Origin of the sequence: Pseudomonas furukawaii (genome assembly GCF_002355475.1) — a bacterium.
In the GTDB taxonomy this organism is placed as follows: Bacteria; Pseudomonadota; Gammaproteobacteria; order Pseudomonadales; family Pseudomonadaceae; genus Metapseudomonas; species Metapseudomonas furukawaii.
Window position 1 is genome coordinate 6,058,016 of record NZ_AP014862.1, and the last position, 17,197, is coordinate 6,075,212.

General features: G+C 67.2%; 19 protein-coding genes. 12 read left to right on the plus strand and 7 right to left on the minus strand.

Features of this window, described 5'->3' with window-relative positions; all coding sequences use genetic code 11:
• Nucleotides 1-60 precede the first annotated feature (60 nt).
• From KF707C_RS28015 to KF707C_RS28040, 6 genes are all read left to right on the plus strand, one after another.
• Entirely contained in the window at nt 61-924 is an 864-nt protein-coding gene (locus KF707C_RS28015; protein ID WP_003457747.1) for a YicC/YloC family endoribonuclease, read from the plus strand.
• Between the two features lie 12 nt (nt 925-936).
• A complete protein-coding gene (gmk, locus tag KF707C_RS28020) occupies nt 937-1,557 on the plus strand; it encodes a guanylate kinase (RefSeq protein WP_003457749.1) in 621 nt (206 codons plus the stop codon).
• A gap of 180 nt (nt 1,558-1,737) precedes the next feature.
• Nucleotides 1,738-2,001 carry a DNA-directed RNA polymerase subunit omega gene (gene rpoZ / locus KF707C_RS28025; protein WP_003457752.1) on the plus strand — a complete coding sequence of 88 codons (264 nt, stop codon included), beginning with the start codon at nt 1,738-1,740 and terminating at the stop codon, nt 1,999-2,001.
• 60 nt (nt 2,002-2,061) lie between these two features.
• Entirely contained in the window at nt 2,062-4,170 is a 2,109-nt protein-coding gene (gene spoT / locus KF707C_RS28030) for a bifunctional GTP diphosphokinase/guanosine-3',5'-bis pyrophosphate 3'-pyrophosphohydrolase (protein WP_003457755.1), read from the plus strand.
• A 27-nt stretch (nt 4,171-4,197) separates the two neighbouring features.
• Nucleotides 4,198-4,578 (plus strand): RidA family protein, encoded by a 381-nt coding sequence (locus KF707C_RS28035; RefSeq protein WP_003457757.1) that lies wholly within the window; start codon nt 4,198-4,200, stop codon nt 4,576-4,578.
• A gap of 53 nt (nt 4,579-4,631) precedes the next feature.
• Complete coding sequence (locus tag KF707C_RS28040) at nt 4,632-5,366, plus strand: hypothetical protein (RefSeq protein ID WP_003457760.1); 735 nt, start codon at nt 4,632-4,634, stop codon at nt 5,364-5,366.
• A gap of 16 nt (nt 5,367-5,382) precedes the next feature.
• On the opposite strand, the gene KF707C_RS28045 is transcribed toward KF707C_RS28040, so the two are convergent.
• The 3 genes from KF707C_RS28045 to KF707C_RS28055 form a co-directional block, all read right to left on the minus strand.
• Nucleotides 5,383-5,997, minus strand: a complete 615-nt coding sequence (locus KF707C_RS28045; RefSeq protein WP_036994714.1) for a LysE family translocator — start codon at nt 5,995-5,997, stop codon at nt 5,383-5,385.
• A gap of 76 nt (nt 5,998-6,073) precedes the next feature.
• Nucleotides 6,074-6,874: a helix-turn-helix transcriptional regulator gene (locus tag KF707C_RS28050; RefSeq protein ID WP_003457773.1), complete on the minus strand. Its 801-nt coding sequence runs from the start codon at nt 6,872-6,874 to the stop codon at nt 6,074-6,076.
• 2 nt (nt 6,875-6,876) lie between these two features.
• On the minus strand, nt 6,877-7,734 hold the full coding sequence (locus tag KF707C_RS28055; protein ID WP_003457776.1) for an SDR family oxidoreductase: 858 nt from the start codon (nt 7,732-7,734) through the stop codon (nt 6,877-6,879).
• Between the two features lie 202 nt (nt 7,735-7,936).
• Here KF707C_RS28055 and exbB point away from each other — a divergent pair, with 202 nt between their 5' ends.
• The 6 genes from exbB (at nt 7,937) to KF707C_RS28085 (ending at nt 14,687) form a co-directional block, all read left to right on the plus strand.
• Entirely contained in the window at nt 7,937-8,929 is a 993-nt protein-coding gene (exbB, locus tag KF707C_RS28060; protein WP_036994596.1) for a tonB-system energizer ExbB, read from the plus strand.
• Nucleotides 8,930-8,934: 5 nt separating this feature from the next.
• Nucleotides 8,935-9,360 carry a TonB system transport protein ExbD gene (gene exbD, locus KF707C_RS28065; protein WP_003457781.1) on the plus strand — a complete coding sequence of 142 codons (426 nt, stop codon included), beginning with the start codon at nt 8,935-8,937 and terminating at the stop codon, nt 9,358-9,360.
• Nucleotides 9,357-10,091 carry an energy transducer TonB gene (locus KF707C_RS28070; RefSeq protein WP_003457784.1) on the plus strand — a complete coding sequence of 245 codons (735 nt, stop codon included), beginning with the start codon at nt 9,357-9,359 and terminating at the stop codon, nt 10,089-10,091. The genes exbD and KF707C_RS28070 overlap by 4 nt, the downstream gene beginning before the upstream one ends.
• Nucleotides 10,092-10,177: 86 nt before the next feature.
• Nucleotides 10,178-11,116 (plus strand): hydrogen peroxide-inducible genes activator, encoded by a 939-nt coding sequence (locus KF707C_RS28075; protein WP_003457786.1) that lies wholly within the window; start codon nt 10,178-10,180, stop codon nt 11,114-11,116.
• On the plus strand, nt 11,113-13,188 hold the full coding sequence (gene recG / locus KF707C_RS28080) for an ATP-dependent DNA helicase RecG (protein WP_003457788.1): 2,076 nt from the start codon (nt 11,113-11,115) through the stop codon (nt 13,186-13,188). Before KF707C_RS28075 ends, recG begins: the two co-directional genes overlap by 4 nt.
• Nucleotides 13,189-13,280: 92 nt before the next feature.
• The gene (locus KF707C_RS28085; protein ID WP_003457790.1) at nt 13,281-14,687 is read left to right on the plus strand and encodes an aminoacyl-tRNA deacylase and HDOD domain-containing protein; all 1,407 of its coding nucleotides are present in this window, start codon (nt 13,281-13,283) and stop codon (nt 14,685-14,687) included.
• Nucleotides 14,688-14,752: 65 nt separating this feature from the next.
• Here the strand turns inward: KF707C_RS28085 and KF707C_RS28090 are convergent, their stop codons facing one another.
• The 4 genes from KF707C_RS28090 to KF707C_RS28105 form a co-directional block, all read right to left on the minus strand.
• Nucleotides 14,753-15,145, minus strand: coding sequence for a hypothetical protein (locus tag KF707C_RS28090; RefSeq protein WP_003457792.1), 393 nt, complete (start codon nt 15,143-15,145; stop codon nt 14,753-14,755).
• 134 nt (nt 15,146-15,279) lie between these two features.
• Complete coding sequence (locus tag KF707C_RS28095; RefSeq protein WP_003457795.1) at nt 15,280-15,552, minus strand: HU family DNA-binding protein; 273 nt, start codon at nt 15,550-15,552, stop codon at nt 15,280-15,282.
• Nucleotides 15,553-15,740: 188 nt separating this feature from the next.
• Nucleotides 15,741-16,889, minus strand: a complete 1,149-nt coding sequence (locus KF707C_RS28100; RefSeq protein WP_003457798.1) for an NAD(P)/FAD-dependent oxidoreductase — start codon at nt 16,887-16,889, stop codon at nt 15,741-15,743.
• 73 nt (nt 16,890-16,962) lie between these two features.
• Nucleotides 16,963-17,130 (minus strand): rubredoxin, encoded by a 168-nt coding sequence (locus tag KF707C_RS28105; RefSeq protein ID WP_003457800.1) that lies wholly within the window; start codon nt 17,128-17,130, stop codon nt 16,963-16,965.
• Nucleotides 17,131-17,197: the final 67 nt, after the last annotated feature.

The following is a 17,197-nucleotide window of genomic DNA, read 5'->3' on the forward strand; positions in this document are numbered from 1 at the left end:
GCCTCGGGTCGGCTGGGCTACAATCGCCTCCTTTGATCGCCGAAACCGAGAGGAAAACCCATGGTGCACAGCATGACCGCCTTCGCCCGCGTGGAGCGGGCCGGCCCCTACGGCACCCTGAGTTGGGAACTGCGCTCGGTCAACCACCGCTACCTGGAACCGCACCTGCGCCTGCCTGACGCCTTCCGCGATCTCGAAGGCCCGGTGCGCGACGCCCTGCGCCAGGGCCTGTCCCGAGGCAAGGTGGAGATCACCCTGCGCCTGGCCGAGGAAACCGCCGGCAAACCCTTGCAGGTGGATCGCGAACGAGCCGCGCAACTGATCGAGGCCGCCGAAGCCGTCGCCGCCCTGATCCGCCAGCCGGCACCGCTCAATCCCCTGGAAGTGCTCGCATGGCCGGGCGTGCTGGTGGCCGACGCCGCCGATCCCCAGGCCCTCAACGCCGCGGCACTGGGAGCCTTCACCGAAGCCCTGGAAGAGCTCAAGAAGGGCCGCGGGCGTGAAGGCACCGAGTTGGCGCGCCTCCTCAACGAGCGCCTGGACGCCATGCAGGAAGAAGTCACCGCCCTGCGCGCGCTGGTCCCGCAGATGCTCGCCGCCCAGCGCCAGAAGGTCCTCGACCGCTTTGGCGAGATGAAGACCGAACTGGACCCCCAACGCCTGGAACAGGAAATGGTCCTGCTGGCGCAGAAGAGCGACGTGGCGGAAGAACTGGACCGTCTCGGCACCCACATCGGTGAAGTGCGCCGCGTGCTCAAGGCGGGCGGCGCCGCTGGTCGCCGCCTGGACTTCCTGATGCAGGAGCTGAATCGCGAGGCCAACACCCTGGGCTCCAAGGCCTTCGACCCGCGCAGCACCCAGGCCGCCGTCAATCTAAAGGTCCTGATCGAGCAGATGCGCGAGCAGGTCCAGAACATCGAGTAAGAGATCACCTCCATGACCGCCACCCCCGGCACCCTGTACATCGTTTCCGCCCCCTCCGGCGCCGGCAAGACCAGCCTGGTCAAGGCGCTGATCGACGCCGAGCCGAACATCCGCGTCTCCGTTTCCCACACCACCCGTGGCATGCGCCCGGGCGAGGTGGACAGCGTCAACTACCACTTCGTGAGCCGCGAGAAGTTCGTCCAGATGCTCGAGCACGGCGACTTCCTGGAGCACGCCGAAGTCTTCGGCAACCTCTACGGCACCTCCCAGAGCTGGGTGCTGCAGACCCTCGCCGAAGGCCATGACCTGATCCTCGAGATCGACTGGCAGGGCGCCCAACAGGTCCGTCACCTGATGCCCCAGGCCAGGTCCATCTTCATCCTGCCGCCGAGCCAGGATGCGTTGCGCCAGCGCCTGGACAACCGGGGCCAGGACAGCGCGGACGTCATCGAGCAGCGCATGCGCGAAGCCGTCAGCGAGATGAGCCACTACGTCGAGTACGACTACCTGGTGATCAACGACGACTTCGCCACCGCCCTGGACGACCTCAAGGCCATCTTCCGCGCCAACCAGCTGCGCCACGACGCCCAGCAGGTTCGTCATGGCATCCTGCTGGCTCAGCTGCTGGCCTGATAAGGACCGCTTCCATCACCGCCATCGCTGGCGATCGGGGCCACCTTGGCCCAGACTTCGTCAAGGGAAGCGTCGAGCAATCGGCGCTTCCCTAATTGGTGGCGATTTTTTAGACTATCCAGTCCGCTCGCCCGATCGGGCACAGCATCCGTCATTACATTTCGTGCTACGAGGAACACCATGGCCCGCGTTACCGTTGAAGACTGCCTGGACAACGTCGATAACCGCTTCGAGCTGGTCATGCTCGCCACCAAGCGTTCCCGTCAGCTGGCCACCGGCGGCAAGGAGCCGAAGGTAGCCTGGGAAAACGACAAGCCGACCGTAGTCGCCCTGCGCGAAATCGCTGCCGGTCTGGTCGACTACGATGTGGTCGCCCAGGAAGACATCGTTGAAGAAGAGCCGCTGTTCGCCGCATTCGAGGAAGAGGCCAACGAGGCCCTCTGAGTCCATGCCTGGTCGACGTCGAACGGCGCAGGGTAACCAAGGCCGGCAAGGAGACAGATCTTGCCGAGCATAGACGTCCTCGCCGATCGACTTTCGTCCTACCTCAGCGCCGACCAGGTCAACCTGGTGCGCCGAGCCTATTTCTACGCCGAGCAGGCCCATGACGGGCAGCGCCGCCGCAGTGGCGAAGCCTACGTCACCCACCCGCTCGCCGTCGCCAACATCCTCGCCGACATGCACATGGACCATCAGAGCCTGATGGCCGCCATGCTGCACGACGTGATCGAGGACACCGGCATCGCCAAGGAAGCCTTGAGCGCCCAGTTCGGCGAGACCGTCGCCGAACTGGTGGACGGGGTCAGCAAGCTGACCCAGATGAACTTCGAGTCCAAGGCCGAGGCCCAGGCGGAAAACTTCCAGAAGATGGCCATGGCCATGGCCCGCGACATCCGCGTGATCCTGGTCAAGCTGGCCGACCGCCTGCACAACATGCGCACCCTGGAAGTGCTTTCCGGCGAAAAACGCCGACGCATCGCCAAGGAAACCCTGGAAATCTACGCCCCCATCGCCAATCGGCTGGGCATGCACAGCATGCGCGTGGAGTTCGAGGACCTGGGCTTCAAGGCCATGCACCCCATGCGCTCCGAGCGCATCCGCGCCGCGGTCCGGCGCGCACGGGGCAACCGCAAGGAAATCGTCGCCAAGATCGAGGAATCGCTGACCAACTGCCTGCGCCGGGAAGGCATGGAAGGCGAGGTCATCGGCCGCGAGAAGCACCTCTTCAGCATCTACAAGAAGATGCGCGGCAAGCGCCGGGCGTTCAACGAGATCATGGACGTCTACGCCTTCCGCATCATCGTCGACAAGGTGGACACCTGCTACCGCGTGCTCGGCGCCGTACACAACCTGTACAAGCCGCTGCCCGGCCGCTTCAAGGACTACATCGCGATTCCCAAGGCCAACGGCTACCAGTCCTTGCACACCACGCTGTTCGGCATGCACGGCGTGCCCATCGAAATCCAGATCCGCACCCGCGAGATGGAAGAGATGGCCAACAACGGCATCGCCGCACACTGGCTGTACAAGTCCTCCGAAGACGACCAGCCCAAGGGCAACCACGCCCGCGCCCGCCAATGGGTCAAGGGCGTACTGGAGTTGCAGCAGCGCGCCGGCAATTCCCTTGAATTCATCGAGAGCGTGAAGATCGACCTCTTCCCGGACGAGGTCTACATCTTCACGCCCAAGGGCCGGATCATGGAGCTGCCCAAAGGCTCCACGGCCGTCGACTTCGCCTACGCGGTGCACACCGACGTCGGCAACAGCTGCATCGCCTGCCGCATCAACCGCCGCCTGGCACCGCTGTCCGAACCGCTGCAGAGCGGCGAGACCGTGGAGATCGTCACTGCGCCGGGCGCCCGGCCTAACCCGGCCTGGCTCAACTTCGTGGTCACCGGCAAGGCCCGCACCCACATCCGCCACGCCCTCAAGCAGCAACGCCGATCCGAGTCCATCAGCCTGGGCGAGCGCCTGCTGAACAAGGCCCTGGCCGGCTTCGAAAGCCACCTGGACAAGATCAGCCCCGAGCGCATCCAGGCGGTCCTGGCCGAATACCGCCAGGACGTGATCGAAGACCTGCTGGAAGACATCGGCCTCGGCAACCGCATGGCCTATGTGGTGGCCCGCCGCCTCCTGGCCAGCGACGGCGAGCAGTTGCCCAGCCCCGAAGGCCCCCTGGCGATCCGCGGCACCGAAGGCCTGGTGCTCAGCTACGCCAAGTGCTGCACGCCGATCCCGGGCGACCCCATCGTCGGCCACCTGTCGGCGGGCAAGGGCATGGTGGTGCACCTGGAGAACTGCCGGAACATCAGCGAGATCCGCCACAACCCGGAAAAATGCATCCAGCTTTCCTGGGCCAAGGACGTCACCGGCGAGTTCAACGTCGAACTCCGCGTCGAACTGGAGCACCAGCGCGGCCTGATCGCCCTGCTGGCCAGCAGCGTCAACGCCGCCGACGGCAACATCGAAAAGATCAGCATGGACGAACGCGATGGCCGCATCAGCGTGGTCCAACTGGTGGTCAGCGTGCATGACCGCGTGCACCTGGCCCGAGTGATCAAGAAGCTGCGCGCCCTGAAGGGGGTGATCCGCATCACCCGCGTGCGCGCGTAGCCATCCCCTGTAAACCAAGGAGTTCCCATGACCAAGACCGTCATCAGCAGCGACAAGGCCCCGGCCGCCATCGGCACCTACTCCCAGGCCATCAAAGCCGGCAACACCGTCTACCTGTCCGGGCAGATCCCGCTGGACCCGAAGACCATGGAACTGGTGGAAGGCTTCGAAGCCCAGACCGTCCAGGTGTTCGAGAACCTGAAGGCCGTGGCCGAAGCCGCTGGTGGCTCCTTCAAGGACATCGTCAAGCTGAACATCTTCCTCACCGACCTGTCCCACTTCGCCAAGGTGAACGAAGTCATGGGCCGCTACTTCGAGCAGCCCTACCCCGCCCGCGCCGCCATCGGTGTCGCCGCCCTGCCGCGCGGCTCGCAGGTGGAAATGGACGCCATCCTGGTCCTCGAGTAAGTCGCCCCCGCCACGGGCCGCTCGGCCCGTGGCACCTCCGGAAGGAACCCGCCATGCGCTTCACCCTGCCCCTGCTGCTTTCCGCGGCCATCCTCGGCGGCTGCTCCAGCGCGCCTTCCGACCCCGGTGGGACCTGGATCAACCAGGCGGCCATCGACGCCGCCGCCAGGGAAGGCAAGCTCCGCGAATCGCTGCTCGCCTACGGGCCCAATCTGGAGTGGCGGATCGATCCAAAGACCGGCGAAGCGCTCTACAGCAATGGTTTCGAACTGGGTGAAGGCAAGCTGGCAGCCCAGCAGGACGGCAACTGGCGTGTGGACTTCTACGGCGACTTCCACGAGGTGCTCAGCCTGGAAGGCCAGGAACTGGTCCAGCAGGCCAGTGAAAACCTTCCCGAGCAGCGTTTCGTCCACCCGGCCAACCCACCGGCAGAGGGCGCCCCGATGGGCAGCGCCTTCGAGCACGCTCTCTACACCGCCTACCTGGGCGGCAACTGGAAGATCATCGAAGGCCAGGGCCAGGGCGGCCTGGTTCGCTTCAATCCGGACGGCAGCCTCGAAGGCCTGCCTGGCGCCGACCGCTACGCCCTCTGCCTTGCCGGCGATTGCGCGGCGATGAGTGGCGAGAGCGACAGCATCTGGCTGCAGCAGGGCAATCAGGGCGCGCCCTGGCTGTTCGTCCACGACGGCGACCAGCTGGAAATCCTCGAAGCCCGCAACCGCGCGGAGATCGACGAGATGCCGGACTATGCCCCCGGCAAGCGCACCTGGCTGCTGGAGCGCGACTGAGCCCCGGGCGCCCCGCTTACGCCCCTGCGGCCAACCACGCCCCCAGGGCCAGCAGCAGAACGCCGCACAACCGGTCCAGCCCCCTCACCCGCGCCTGCAGCCAGCCGCGCCAATGAGCACTTCCGAGCAGGCGCACCAGGGCCATGTCCCAGCACAGCACCACCGCCGTCATCCAGCCCATGCACAGGGCCAGCCCCCAGTCGGGCATGGCCGCACCCCGCAGGACGCCGAACAACCCCGCGTAGAAGATCGGCAGCTTGGGGTTCAGGCTGCTGGCCAGCAGCCCTTCGACGAAACCGCTACGCCAGCGCCCCTGCGCCAGCGGCGCGACCTGCGGCAGCGCCAACTCACGGCGGGCCAGCAGGGCCCGGCCGCCGATCCAGATGAAGTAGGCTCCGCCCACCAGTTGCAGCGCCGACCAGAATCCGCCCCCCGAATCCGGGAGCAGCCCAAGCACCAGCAGTACCAGCACCATGGACAGCAGGTTGGCGGTGGCGATTCCGGCAGCGCAGCCGTCGCCATGCCGCCGGCCTTTCACCAGGCCCGCCCGCAGCAGAAGGAAAAAATCCGGGCCCGGCGACAGCAGGGCGGCGAAATGGGTGCTGGCAACCAGCAGGAACAAGGGCAACATCGACATCCGACCTCCGACCTCCGTGGAACACGACGGCCAGTGTCGGTGCGCGACTCCTGCAGGTCTTGGAGAAAACTCAGGCGCGCGCCGCGTGACGGAACTGCCCGGGCGTGACGCCCGTGAAACGCTTGAAGGTGCCGGAGAAGTGCGCCTGGTCGTAGAACCCCAGGGCCAGGGCGACCTCCAGGGGCGGCTGGCCGTCCAGCAGCAGCCGCTTCGCCTCCCGAACGCGCCGCTGCAGCAGGTAGGTATGGGGCGGCACGCCGTAGGCGCGGCGAAACGCCTCGATCAGGTGACGGGGATGGCGCTGCACCAGGCCCGCCAGGCACTCCAGGCTCACCGCTTCGGCGTGATGGTTTTCCAGGTAGTCCCGCAGGATGCGCGTCACCCCACCGTCGCGAGGCGCTGGGGCGGCCGGCCGCAACCCGCCGTGGCGCACGAACACCCGCTCCAGCACGTCCAGCAACTCGCTTTCAAGGGTCAGCGCGTCGGCTCGCTCGAACGCCTCGGCCAGGCGTGCCAGGCCGGCGGCTACAGCGCCGTCATCGGTCGGATTCAATTCGCGGAAGCCGGTCGGCAGACGCTTGCGCCCGAGCAGCGCGGGCAAGCGCGACTCCTCGACATAGAGCATGCGATAGACCAGCCGCTCGGACTCGGCATGGCCGGTGTGGGGCTCCTCCGGATTCATCAGCGACAGGGTTCCGGCTGGCAGCGCATGTCGCACGCCCCGGCACTGGTAGCCACCTACGCCTTGCAGGATGGCGCCGACGGCGAAGGCGTCATGGCTGTGGCGACCGAAGGGCTGCCCGGAAAAGTCCGCATGGAACAACTCCACCCCCGGCAACCAGGGGCGGGCCAGCATCCTGTTGGCGTCCACCTTCAGGACTCGTCCAGGATCGCCGCGTAGCCCTCGCGGTAGCTCGGGTAGCGCGGCGCCCAGCCCAACGCACGGGCGCGGGCATTGCTGCAACGCTTGCTGCCGGAGCGGCGCACCGTGGACTCTTCGGCCCAATCGGTGACGCCCAGGCGCTCCCGCAGCCAACCCACCACCTCATGCAGGGGCGCCGGCGCATCGTCGACACCGAGGTAGCAGTCCGCCAACGACTCTCCCGAAGCGTCGGCCCGCAGCAGGTGGGCCAGCAGGCCGGCGCAGTCGTCGACATGGATGCGGTTGGCGTAGAGCGGCGGCGCGCTGACCACGCGATAGCCCATGCGCACCTGCTTCAGCAGCCATTCGCGCCCTGGGCCGTAGATACCGGAAAGCCGCACCCGAGTGGCCGGGATGCCACTGGACAGGGCCAGTCGCTCCGCTTCGAGCATCACCCGGCCCGAATAGGTGTCGGCTTCGGCAGGGGCATCCTCGTCGATCCATTCGCCGTCGCGCTGGCCGTAGACCCCGCTGCTGGACACGAACAACAGGCGACGCGGCGTCTGCCCCGTCGCCTCCAGCCAGGTCAGTACGTGGCGCAAGCCTTCGACATAGGCGGAGCGGTAACCCGCCTCGTCATGCTGGCTGGCCGCCGCGCTGTACACCAGGTAGTCCAACCGTCCAGTGGGCCAGTCCCGGGGCCGTTCGGGCCGTTCCAGGTCGCCGGCCACCGGATGAACGCCCGCCGGCAATGCCGCGACATGGCGACGCAGGCCATGGACGGTCCAACCGTCCTCCAGCATCAGACGCGCCAGGCGGCCGCCGACATCGCCGCACCCGGCGATCAACAGGGAAGTGGGATCGGACATCAGGAAGGCTCCGGAAAAGAACTCAGGATAAGGGCCGGATCGATTGTCGCCAAATCGCTCCAGTGGCGGGGCCGAATGTCCGACACGCGGAGCCCCATTGTTACATTGTCACTTTTACAAACAAGAATTACTTGCAATAATATTCGCCCTTCAGTCCAGAGCCCATGGACAAATCGCTTCCACACCATCAGGTCCGGCCAGCATGAATTCCAACGCTCGCAACGCAAAGCCCACACTCGCTTCCCGTCCGCCACGCCTGTTGGCCGCCCTGATGATCAGCCTGATGCTGACCCCCGGCGGCGCCTTCGCCGAGGAGCCCAGCGCCCAGGCCGTGCCGACCGCCACCCAGGCCGTCGCCCCGGTGGATGCGGCCAATGGCACTGTCGCTCCGGCTATCGAGGGTAGCGCGGCGCCGGCAGAAGGCGCCGCCCTGGACCCCAATGCCCCGCCCGCCGACCCGCTGGCCGCCGAGCAGCCGGCTGAAGAGACCCTGGCCCACGACCTCTCCCCCTGGGGCATGTACCAGAACGCCGACATCGTGGTGAAGGCCGTGATGATCGGCCTGGCCCTGGCCTCGGTGCTGACCTGGACCGTGTGGATCGCCAAGGGCCTCGAGCTGATCGGCGCCAAGCGTCGCCTGCGTCGCGAGCTGGTCACCCTGAAGGGCGCCCGCACCCTGAATGAAGCCGCCGACAAGGTCGGCGACGGCAACTGCATCTCCCATCATCTGGTGCAGGACGCCCAGGAAGAGGTGAAGCTGTCCGCCAGCAGCCGCGAAAAGGAGGGCATCAAGGAGCGCGTCAGCTTCCGCCTGGAGCGCCTGGTGGCCGCCAGCGGCCGACAGATGAGCCAGGGCACCGGCGTGCTCGCCACCATCGGCTCCACCGCCCCCTTCGTCGGCCTCTTCGGCACCGTCTGGGGCATCATGAACAGCTTCATCGGCATCGCCAAATCCCAGACCACCAACCTCGCCGTGGTCGCCCCCGGTATCGCCGAAGCCCTGCTGGCCACCGCCCTGGGCCTCGTCGCGGCGATCCCGGCCGTGGTCATCTACAACGTCTTCGCCCGCTCCATCGCCGGCTACAAGGCCCAGGTCGCCGATGCGTCCGCCCAGGTCCTGCTGCTGGTCAGCCGTGACCTGGACCACCAGCCGGCCGATCGCGCGCAATCCCCGCACATGGTCAAAGTGGGCTGATATCCATGGGAATCCATCTGAAAGAAGGCGACGACGACCTCCAGGAAACCCACGAGATCAACGTCACCCCCTTCATCGACGTGATGCTGGTGCTGCTGATCATCTTCATGGTGGCGGCACCGCTGGCCACCGTGGATATCAAGGTCGACCTGCCCGCGTCCACCGCCAAGCCCGCGCCCCGGCCGGACAAGCCGATCTACCTCAGCATCAAGGAAGACAAGAGCCTGTACCTGGACAACGACCCGGTCACCGAGGAACAGCTGGCCGCGACCCTGGACAAGCTGACCAACGCCGACAAGGACAAGACCATTTTCGTCCGCGGTGACAAGGTGGTGGAGTACGGTCGCCTGATGGAAGTCATGGACGCCCTGCGTGGCGCCGGCTACCTGAAGATCGGCCTGGTCGGACTCGAGACGGTCGGCAATCGATGAGCCAGGGCAAACGCAAGCTGTCGCAATGGGGCGTCAGCCTGGTCGTCGTGCTCGGTCTGCACATCGGCCTCGGCCTCTGGGCGCTCTACTGGCGCCCCCACGCCGAAGTGCTGGAGCTGCCGCCGGCCGCCATGATGGTGGAGCTGGAACCGATCCCGGCACCGGCGCCGAAACCCGCGCCGCCACCGCCGCCCCAGGTGGAGCCCGAGCCGGAACCGCTGCCCAAGCTGGCGGAAGCGCCGAAGCCGAAGATCGCCATCGCACCCAAGCCGAAACCCAAGCCCCAGCCACCGAAGCCCAAGCCCCCCGAGCCCAAGCCGGTGAAGCCGCAGGAAACGGAAAGCGTGAAGGAGAGCGTAGCCGCACCCGCCACGGCACCGAGCAATGAAAAGCCCGCCGCCCGGCAGCAGGCTGCCGCCAGTACGCCGTCGGATGCCAGGCCCACCTGGCAGAGCAAGCTCCTCAGCCACCTGGCACGCTACAAGCGTTACCCCGAGGATGCCCGCCGCCGTGGCTTCGAGGGGGTCAACCGCCTGCGTTTCGTGGTCGACGCCAACGGCAAGGTGCTGTCCTACTCCCTCGTCGGCAAGTCCGGCAGCGCCTCCCTGGACCGCGCCACGCTGGAAATGATCCGCCGCGCCCAACCCCTGCCGCCACCGCCGCCGGAACTGCTCAACAACGGCTCCCTGGAAGTGGTCGCGCCCTTCGTCTACTCCCTCGACCGCCGCTGACCCCAAGCACCCGGACCGCCCGGTCCGGGTGCTTGGTTCCATTGACTCCAGCCGCTATGCTTGCCGGACTTCAATGGAAAAATGCTATGACCCTCACCGAACTGCGCTACATCGTCACCCTCGCCCAGGAACAGCATTTCGGCCGCGCCGCCGAGCGCTGCCACGTGAGCCAACCGACCCTTTCGGTCGGGGTGAAGAAGCTGGAAGACGAGCTCGGCGTGCTCATCTTCGAGCGCAGCAAGAGCGCGGTCCGTCTGACCCCGGTCGGCGAGGGCATCGTCACCCAGGCGCAGAAGGTGCTGGAACAGGCCCAGGGCATCCGCGAGATGGCCCAGGCCGGCAAGAACCAGCTGGCCGCACCGCTCAAGGTGGGCGCCATCTACACCGTAGGCCCCTATCTCTTTCCGCACCTGATCCCGCAGCTGCACCGGGTCGCCCCGCAGATGCCGCTGTACATCGAAGAGAACTTCACCCACGTCCTGCGCGACAAGCTGCGCACCGGCGAGCTGGACGCGATCATCATCGCCCTGCCCTTCGCCGAGGCCGACGTGCTGACCAAGCCGCTCTACGACGAACCCTTCTACGTGCTGCTGCCCACCGGCCATCCCTGGACCGCCCGCGAGTCCATCGACAGCGAAATGCTCAACGACAAGAGCCTGCTGCTGCTGGGCGAGGGCCACTGCTTCCGCGACCAGGTGCTGGAAGCCTGCCCGAGTCTGCGCAAGGGCGGCGAGGACAGCGCCAAGCACACCACGGTTGAATCCAGCTCCCTGGAAACCATCCGCCATATGGTGGCCTCGGGCCTCGGCGTGTCGATCCTGCCGTTCTCGGCGGTGGACAGCCACCACTACGCCCCCGGCGTGATCGAGATCCGCCCGCTGACGCCACCGGTGCCCTTCCGTACCGTCGCCATCGCCTGGCGCGCCAGCTTCCCCCGGCCCCGCGCCATCGAGGTGTTGGCCGACTCCATCCGCCTCTGCTCCGTGGCCCGGCCGCAGACCCAGGACGAACCCGAACCGGCATGACCGAGCTGTCCCAAGTCCCGGTCACCGAGCTCAAGGGCGTGGGCGCCGCCCTGGCGGAAAAGCTCGCCAAGGTGGGGCTGGAAAACCTCCAGGACATCCTCTTCCACCTGCCCAACCGCTACCAGGACCGGACCCGCATCACCCCCATCGGTGAACTGCGTCCGGGCCAGGATGCCGTGGTGGAGGGCACGGTGGCCGGCGCCGACGTGGTTATGGGGCGGCGACGCAGCCTGCTGGTGCGCCTGCAGGACGGCAGCGGCACCCTGTCGCTGCGCTTCTTCCATTTCAGCCAGGCACAGAAGGACGGCCTGAAGCGCGGCACCCAGCTACGCTGCTACGGCGAAATCCGCCCCGGCGCCACCGGCCTGGAGATCTACCACCCCGAGTACCGTGCCCTGTCCGGCGAAGAGTCGCCGCCGGTGGAGCAGACCCTGACCCCCATCTACCCCACCACCGAAGGCCTCACCCAGCAGCGCCTGCGCAGCCTCAGCCAGCTCGCCCTGGCCCGGCTCGGCCCGCGGAGCCTGCCGGACTGGCTGCCAAAGGAACTGGCCCGGGATTACCACCTGGGCTCCCTCGACGACGCCATCCGCTACCTGCACCGCCCGCCACCGGACGCCGACCTGGAAGAGCTCGCCGAGGGCCAGCACTGGGCCCAGCAACGACTCGCCTTCGAGGAGCTGCTGACCCACCAGTTGTCCCTGCAACGCCTGCGGGAAAGCCTGCGGGCCCAGCACGCACCGCGCCTGCCACCGGCCAGGCGCCTGCCCGCGCAATTCATCGCCAACCTCGGCTTCCAGCCCACCGGTGCCCAGCAGCGCGTGGGCGCCGAGATCGCCTACGACCTGGCCCAGGACGAACCCATGCTGCGCCTGGTGCAGGGCGACGTCGGCGCCGGCAAGACCGTGGTGGCCGCGCTGGCCGCGCTGCAAGCCCTGGAAGCCGGCTACCAGGTGGCGCTGATGGCGCCCACCGAGATCCTCGCCGAGCAGCACTACCTCAACTTCAGCAAGTGGCTGCAGCCCCTCGGCCTCGAAGTGGCCTGGCTGGCCGGCAAGCTCAAGGGCAAGGCCCGCGCGGCGGCGCTGGAACGGATCGCCGGCGGCGTGCCCATGGTGGTGGGCACCCACGCGTTGTTCCAGGATGAAGTGAAGTTCAAGCGCCTGGCCCTGGTGATCATCGACGAGCAGCACCGTTTCGGTGTCCAGCAGCGCCTGGCCCTACGCCAGAAGGGTGTAGACGGCCGTCTCTGCCCGCACCAGCTGATCATGACCGCCACCCCCATCCCGCGCACCCTGGCCATGAGCGCCTATGCCGACCTGGACACCTCCATACTCGACGAGCTGCCGCCCGGCCGCACACCGGTGAATACCGTGCTGGTGGCCGACAGCCGCCGCCTCGAAGTGATCGAGCGGGTCCGCGCCGCCTGCCAGGAAGGGCGCCAGGCCTACTGGGTCTGCACCCTGATCGAGGAATCCGAGGAGCTCACCTGCCAGGCGGCCGAAACCACCTTCGAAGAGCTTTCCGCCGCCCTCGGCGAACTGCGCGTGGGCCTGATCCACGGTCGCATGAAGGCCGCCGAGAAAGCCGAAGTGATGGCCGAGTTCAAGGCGGGCCAGCTGCAGCTGCTGGTGGCAACCACCGTGATCGAGGTAGGCGTGGACGTCCCCAACGCCAGCCTCATGATCATCGAGAACCCCGAGCGGCTCGGCCTCGCCCAGCTCCACCAGTTGCGTGGCCGGGTCGGCCGGGGCAGCGCCGCCAGCCACTGCGTGCTGCTCTACCACGCGCCGCTGTCCCAGCTGGGCCGGGAGCGCCTGGCCATCATGCGCGAGACCTGCGATGGCTTCGTCATCGCCGAGAAGGACCTTGAACTGCGCGGCCCGGGCGAAATGCTCGGCACCCGCCAGACCGGCCTGCTGCAGTTCAAGGTGGCCGACCTGATGCGCGACGCCGACCTCCTGCCGGCGGTGCGTGATGCCGCCCAGGCCCTGCTGGCCCACTGGCCCCAGCATGTCAGCCCCTTGCTGGAGCGCTGGCTGCGTCACGGCCAGCAGTACGGCCAAGTGTGATGCAGATCACACACAGGCCGTCGCCTCGGCCGGCCTGATTCCGACCTGCTCGTTATACTCCGGGCAGAAAAAAATCAAAGCTGGATGCTGCCATGACCGAAGTCGCCCTCGCCCCGGATTCCTCGCCACAACCGCCAGCCGTGATCGTCCAGATGCTCGAGAGGCTCGGCCTCGCCTACCAGGTTCGCCTGGAGCACCCGGGGCTGTCCGCCGCGCAACGGGTGCAGGCCGTGTTGCTGGAGGACGCCGTGGGCGCCCTGCTGGTGCTCTTCTCGCGTAACCAGCTGCTGGACCTCAATCGCCTGGCCGAACTCACCGGCCGCAAGCTGGTGGCGGTAAAACCGGAACGCCTGGAGCGCATGCTGGGCAAGCATGAACTGGGAACCCTGCCCGGCCTGCCCCCGCTCACCAGCTCCCCCTGCCTCTACGACGAGCGCCTGCTGCAGGAATCGCGGCTGCTGCTGGAGTCAGGCCAGCCCGGCGTGCTGCTGGAGGTGGCCAGCGACGACTTCCGAGGCCTGCTGGGCAAGGCCAGCGCCGCCCGCTTCGGCGAGCCCGTCAGCGCCATTCGTCCCAACCTGGATCGCCCGGCCGATGACCGCGCCGAAATCACCCAGGCGGTCCAGGCCTTCACCGCGCGGCGCATCCAGCAGCGCCTGGAGGAAACCATCGAGATCCCGCCCCTGGCGGAGTCGGCGCAGAAGATCATCAAGCTGCGGGTGGACCCCAACGCCACCGTGGAAGACATCACCGGCGTGGTGGAAACCGACCCGGCCCTCGCCGCCCAGGTGGTCAGCTGGGCGGCCTCGCCCTACTACGCCGCGCCGGGCAAGATCCGCTCGGTGGAGGACGCCATCGTCCGTGTGCTCGGCTTCGACCTGGTGATCAACCTGGCCCTGGGCCTGGCCCTGGGCAAGTCCCTCAGCCTGCCCAAGGACCAGCCGCAGCAAGCCACCCCCTATTGGCAACAGGCGATCTACACCGCGGCGGTGATCGAGGGCCTGACCCGCGCCATGCCCCGCGCCCAGCGCCCCGAGACCGGCCTCACCTACCTCGCCGGCCTGCTGCACAACTTCGGCTACCTGGTGCTGGCCCACGTCTTCCCGCCGCATTTCTCCCTGCTCTGCCGGCACCTGGAAGTCAACCCGCACCTGCCCCACAGCCACATCGAGCAGCACCTGCTGGGCATCACCCGGGAACAGATCGGCAGCTGGCTGATGCGCTACTGGGACATGCCGGAAGAACTCTCCACCGCCCTGCGCTTCCAGCACGACCCGGACTACCAGGGCGAAAACGCCGCCTACCCCAACCTGGTCTGCCTGGCCGTGAGCCTGCTGCGCAATCGCGGCATCGGCTCCGGGCCGGAGGCGGCCATCCCCGATGACCTGTTCGACGCCCTCGGCCTGACCCGGGACAAGGCCGAAGACGCCGTGAGCAAGGTGCTCCAGGCTGAAGCGGCGCTGCGGGAACTGGCTTCCCAGTTCAATCCGCCGCACTGACCACAGGGAACGAAAAAGGGGCGCCATCGGCGCCCCTTCCTGTTTGACTCGTCGGAACTTCGCCTTCAGGCGGCCTTTTTCTCCGGCGACTTCTTCTTCGGCATCAGGTGCTTGGTCAGGCCCTGGAACCAGATGACCAGCGCCGGGTTGCCCTGGATCTGGATGTCCTTGCTCTGGATGCCCTGCATGAACGCCAACTGCTTGTTCTTCGCGCTCATGGTGGCGAAGCCATAGGCACCATCCTTGAAGCCGATGGCGAAGGCCGGCGCGCTCGTGGTACCCCGCTTGCTCACGACGCGCTGGTCGCGAACGATGAAATGACGAGCGATCCTGCCGTCCAGGGTATGCAGTTGGAACACCAGGTCCTTGCCCGCCAGCTGCTGCTGGAACTCGGGGTTCTCACGGCTGGCCTTGGCCATCAGACGGCCCAGCATCCAGAGAAGAAAGCGGAATTTCATGCGCGCACAGCCTCGGAAGATGAAAAATGCGGCGCATTGTAGCGGTTTGCCAGCCGGACTACAGCCAGGCTTCGGACGGGGATCTTCGCGGGGATGAGCTGCCCGGAGCCTCCCCGGCTCCGGGCAGAAGACGCTCAGTTCACGGCATCTTTCAGGGATTTTCCGGGTTTGAAGGCGACGGTATTGCTCGCCTTGATCTTCACGGGCTGGCCGGTCTGGGGGTTCTTGCCGGTGCGAGCACCACGGTGGCGTTGCAGGAAGGTGCCGAAGCCCACCAGGGTCACGCTGTCCTTGCGGTTCAGCGCATTGGTGATTTCTTCGAGCACCGCATTGAGTACGCGATTGGCCTGGTCCTTGGTGAGATCGGCCTTCTCGGCGATGGCGGCGGCGAGTTCCGGTTTACGCATAAATGCCTCTTTGACGGTTTGTTGTTTTTGTGTCCGTGCTGTCCTTCCAGAACAGCGCCCAAGGCGCCGCAACGGCTCTGCGCTGCGGCAGACCACGGGGAGGATGGCACGCCATTTGGCACTGCGCCAGTAGTCGCCAGGGGAAATCCGGAAGAACCCGAAGCCTAATCCGACAGAAGGGCTGTCATTTATGCCAAAAGCGGCGGCAGTTCACGGTTCAGGGCCAGCTTCTCCTGCACGGCGGCGCCGGTCAGGGCATAGCCCAGCAGGCGTCCGCCGGCATCCCGGCAAAGCGCCTTGATGTCGCTGCCAGCGCCCTCCACGACCCACTCACCGTCGAGACCACGGGGAGGCGGCGACACCACCAGCGGGCAGGCCGGGGTCTTCACCGTCACCGGCATGGGGCCGTAGCTGACCGCCGTGGGGTTGCCCGCCAGGGTCTGCGCCAGGGCACGGGCGCAGGCCATCAGCGGCATCACGTAGAGCAGGTTGAGGCCGTCGACTTCGGCGCAATCGCCCAAGGCATGGATATTGGCGTGGGAGGTGCGCAACCGGCGGTCCACCACCACGCCACGGTTGACGGCCAGGCCCGCGGCGGCCGCCAGCGCGGTACGTGGACGCAGTCCCACGGCGGACACCACCAGGTCGCAGCGGATGCGCGTTCCGTCGGACAGCAACGCCTCCAGGCCATCCTCGCCGCGATCCAGCCGGGCCAGCACCGGCCCCAGGTGGAAACGCGCGCCGAGCCCTTCCAGCCCGGCCTGCACGGCCGCAGCTGCCGCCGGATGCAGCAACCCCGGCATCACCTGCTCGCAAGGCGCCACCAGCTCCACTTCAAGGCCGCCCAGGCTGAGGTCATTGGCGAATTCGCAGCCGATCAGGCCGGCGCCGAGGATCAGTACCTTGCGCTTGCCGGCGGCGGCGGCGCGGAAGCGGGCGTAGTCCTCGAGGTCATTGATGGGGAAGATCGCATCCTGGGCGTCTCCCTCCACCGGCACGCGGATGGTGTCCGCTCCCCAGGCCAGCACCAGGTCGCGGTAGGGCACGGCCTCCTCGCCGATCCACAGGCGGCGCTGGTCCGGATCGATGCCGGTGACGCGCGTGTGGGTGCGGATTTCCGCCTTGAGCTGCTCGGCCATGGCCCCCGCCTCGGCCATGGCCAGGCCGTCGGCATCCTTGTTCTTGCCGAACCCGGTGGAAAGCATCGGCTTGGAGTAGGAACGGCCGTCGTCGGCGCTGATCAGCAGCAGCGGCGTCTCGCTGTCCAGCTTGCGAAACTCCTTGGCCAGGTTGTAGCCGGCCAGGCCGGTGCCGACGATCACCACGGGCGCACTCATTGCTCACTCCTTCTCATGAAACGACGCGACGGCCCGGGGGCCGTCGCTTGAATGGGGTTGGCCGCCGCGCGGATCAGTCGACCGCGATCATCTCGAAGTCGATCTTGCCCACGCCGCAGTCGGGGCAGACCCAGTCGGGCGGGATGTCCTCCCAGCGCGTACCGGGGGGAATGCCTTCCTCGGGGAGCCCAAGGGCTTCGTCGTAGATGAAACCGCACACGATGCATTGCCACTTGCGCATGACCACCTCCGCCGGCGCGGAAAACCGAGCTGAACCTACTCCAATCCACCCACGCGCGCCAAGGGCC

Coding starts and splice junctions, on each gene's coding strand:
- KF707C_RS28045 (WP_036994714.1), bottom strand. CDS start 5,997: ATGTTGCCCTTGTTCCTGCTGGTTGCCAGCACCCATTTCGCCGCCCTG.
- KF707C_RS28095 (WP_003457795.1), bottom strand. CDS start 15,552: ATGCGTAAACCGGAACTCGCCGCCGCCATCGCCGAGAAGGCCGATCTC.
- KF707C_RS28100 (WP_003457798.1), bottom strand. CDS start 16,889: ATGAGTGCGCCCGTGGTGATCGTCGGCACCGGCCTGGCCGGCTACAAC.
- KF707C_RS28040 (WP_003457760.1), top strand. CDS start 4,632: ATGCGCTTCACCCTGCCCCTGCTGCTTTCCGCGGCCATCCTCGGCGGC.
- KF707C_RS28105 (WP_003457800.1), bottom strand. CDS start 17,130: ATGCGCAAGTGGCAATGCATCGTGTGCGGTTTCATCTACGACGAAGCC.
- rpoZ (WP_003457752.1), top strand. CDS start 1,738: ATGGCCCGCGTTACCGTTGAAGACTGCCTGGACAACGTCGATAACCGC.
- KF707C_RS28055 (WP_003457776.1), bottom strand. CDS start 7,734: ATGTCCGATCCCACTTCCCTGTTGATCGCCGGGTGCGGCGATGTCGGC.
- gmk (WP_003457749.1), top strand. CDS start 937: ATGACCGCCACCCCCGGCACCCTGTACATCGTTTCCGCCCCCTCCGGC.
- recG (WP_003457788.1), top strand. CDS start 11,113: ATGACCGAGCTGTCCCAAGTCCCGGTCACCGAGCTCAAGGGCGTGGGC.
- KF707C_RS28035 (WP_003457757.1), top strand. CDS start 4,198: ATGACCAAGACCGTCATCAGCAGCGACAAGGCCCCGGCCGCCATCGGC.
- exbB (WP_036994596.1), top strand. CDS start 7,937: ATGAATTCCAACGCTCGCAACGCAAAGCCCACACTCGCTTCCCGTCCG.
- KF707C_RS28070 (WP_003457784.1), top strand. CDS start 9,357: ATGAGCCAGGGCAAACGCAAGCTGTCGCAATGGGGCGTCAGCCTGGTC.
- KF707C_RS28015 (WP_003457747.1), top strand. CDS start 61: ATGGTGCACAGCATGACCGCCTTCGCCCGCGTGGAGCGGGCCGGCCCC.
- exbD (WP_003457781.1), top strand. CDS start 8,935: ATGGGAATCCATCTGAAAGAAGGCGACGACGACCTCCAGGAAACCCAC.
- KF707C_RS28075 (WP_003457786.1), top strand. CDS start 10,178: ATGACCCTCACCGAACTGCGCTACATCGTCACCCTCGCCCAGGAACAG.
- KF707C_RS28090 (WP_003457792.1), bottom strand. CDS start 15,145: ATGAAATTCCGCTTTCTTCTCTGGATGCTGGGCCGTCTGATGGCCAAG.
- KF707C_RS28085 (WP_003457790.1), top strand. CDS start 13,281: ATGACCGAAGTCGCCCTCGCCCCGGATTCCTCGCCACAACCGCCAGCC.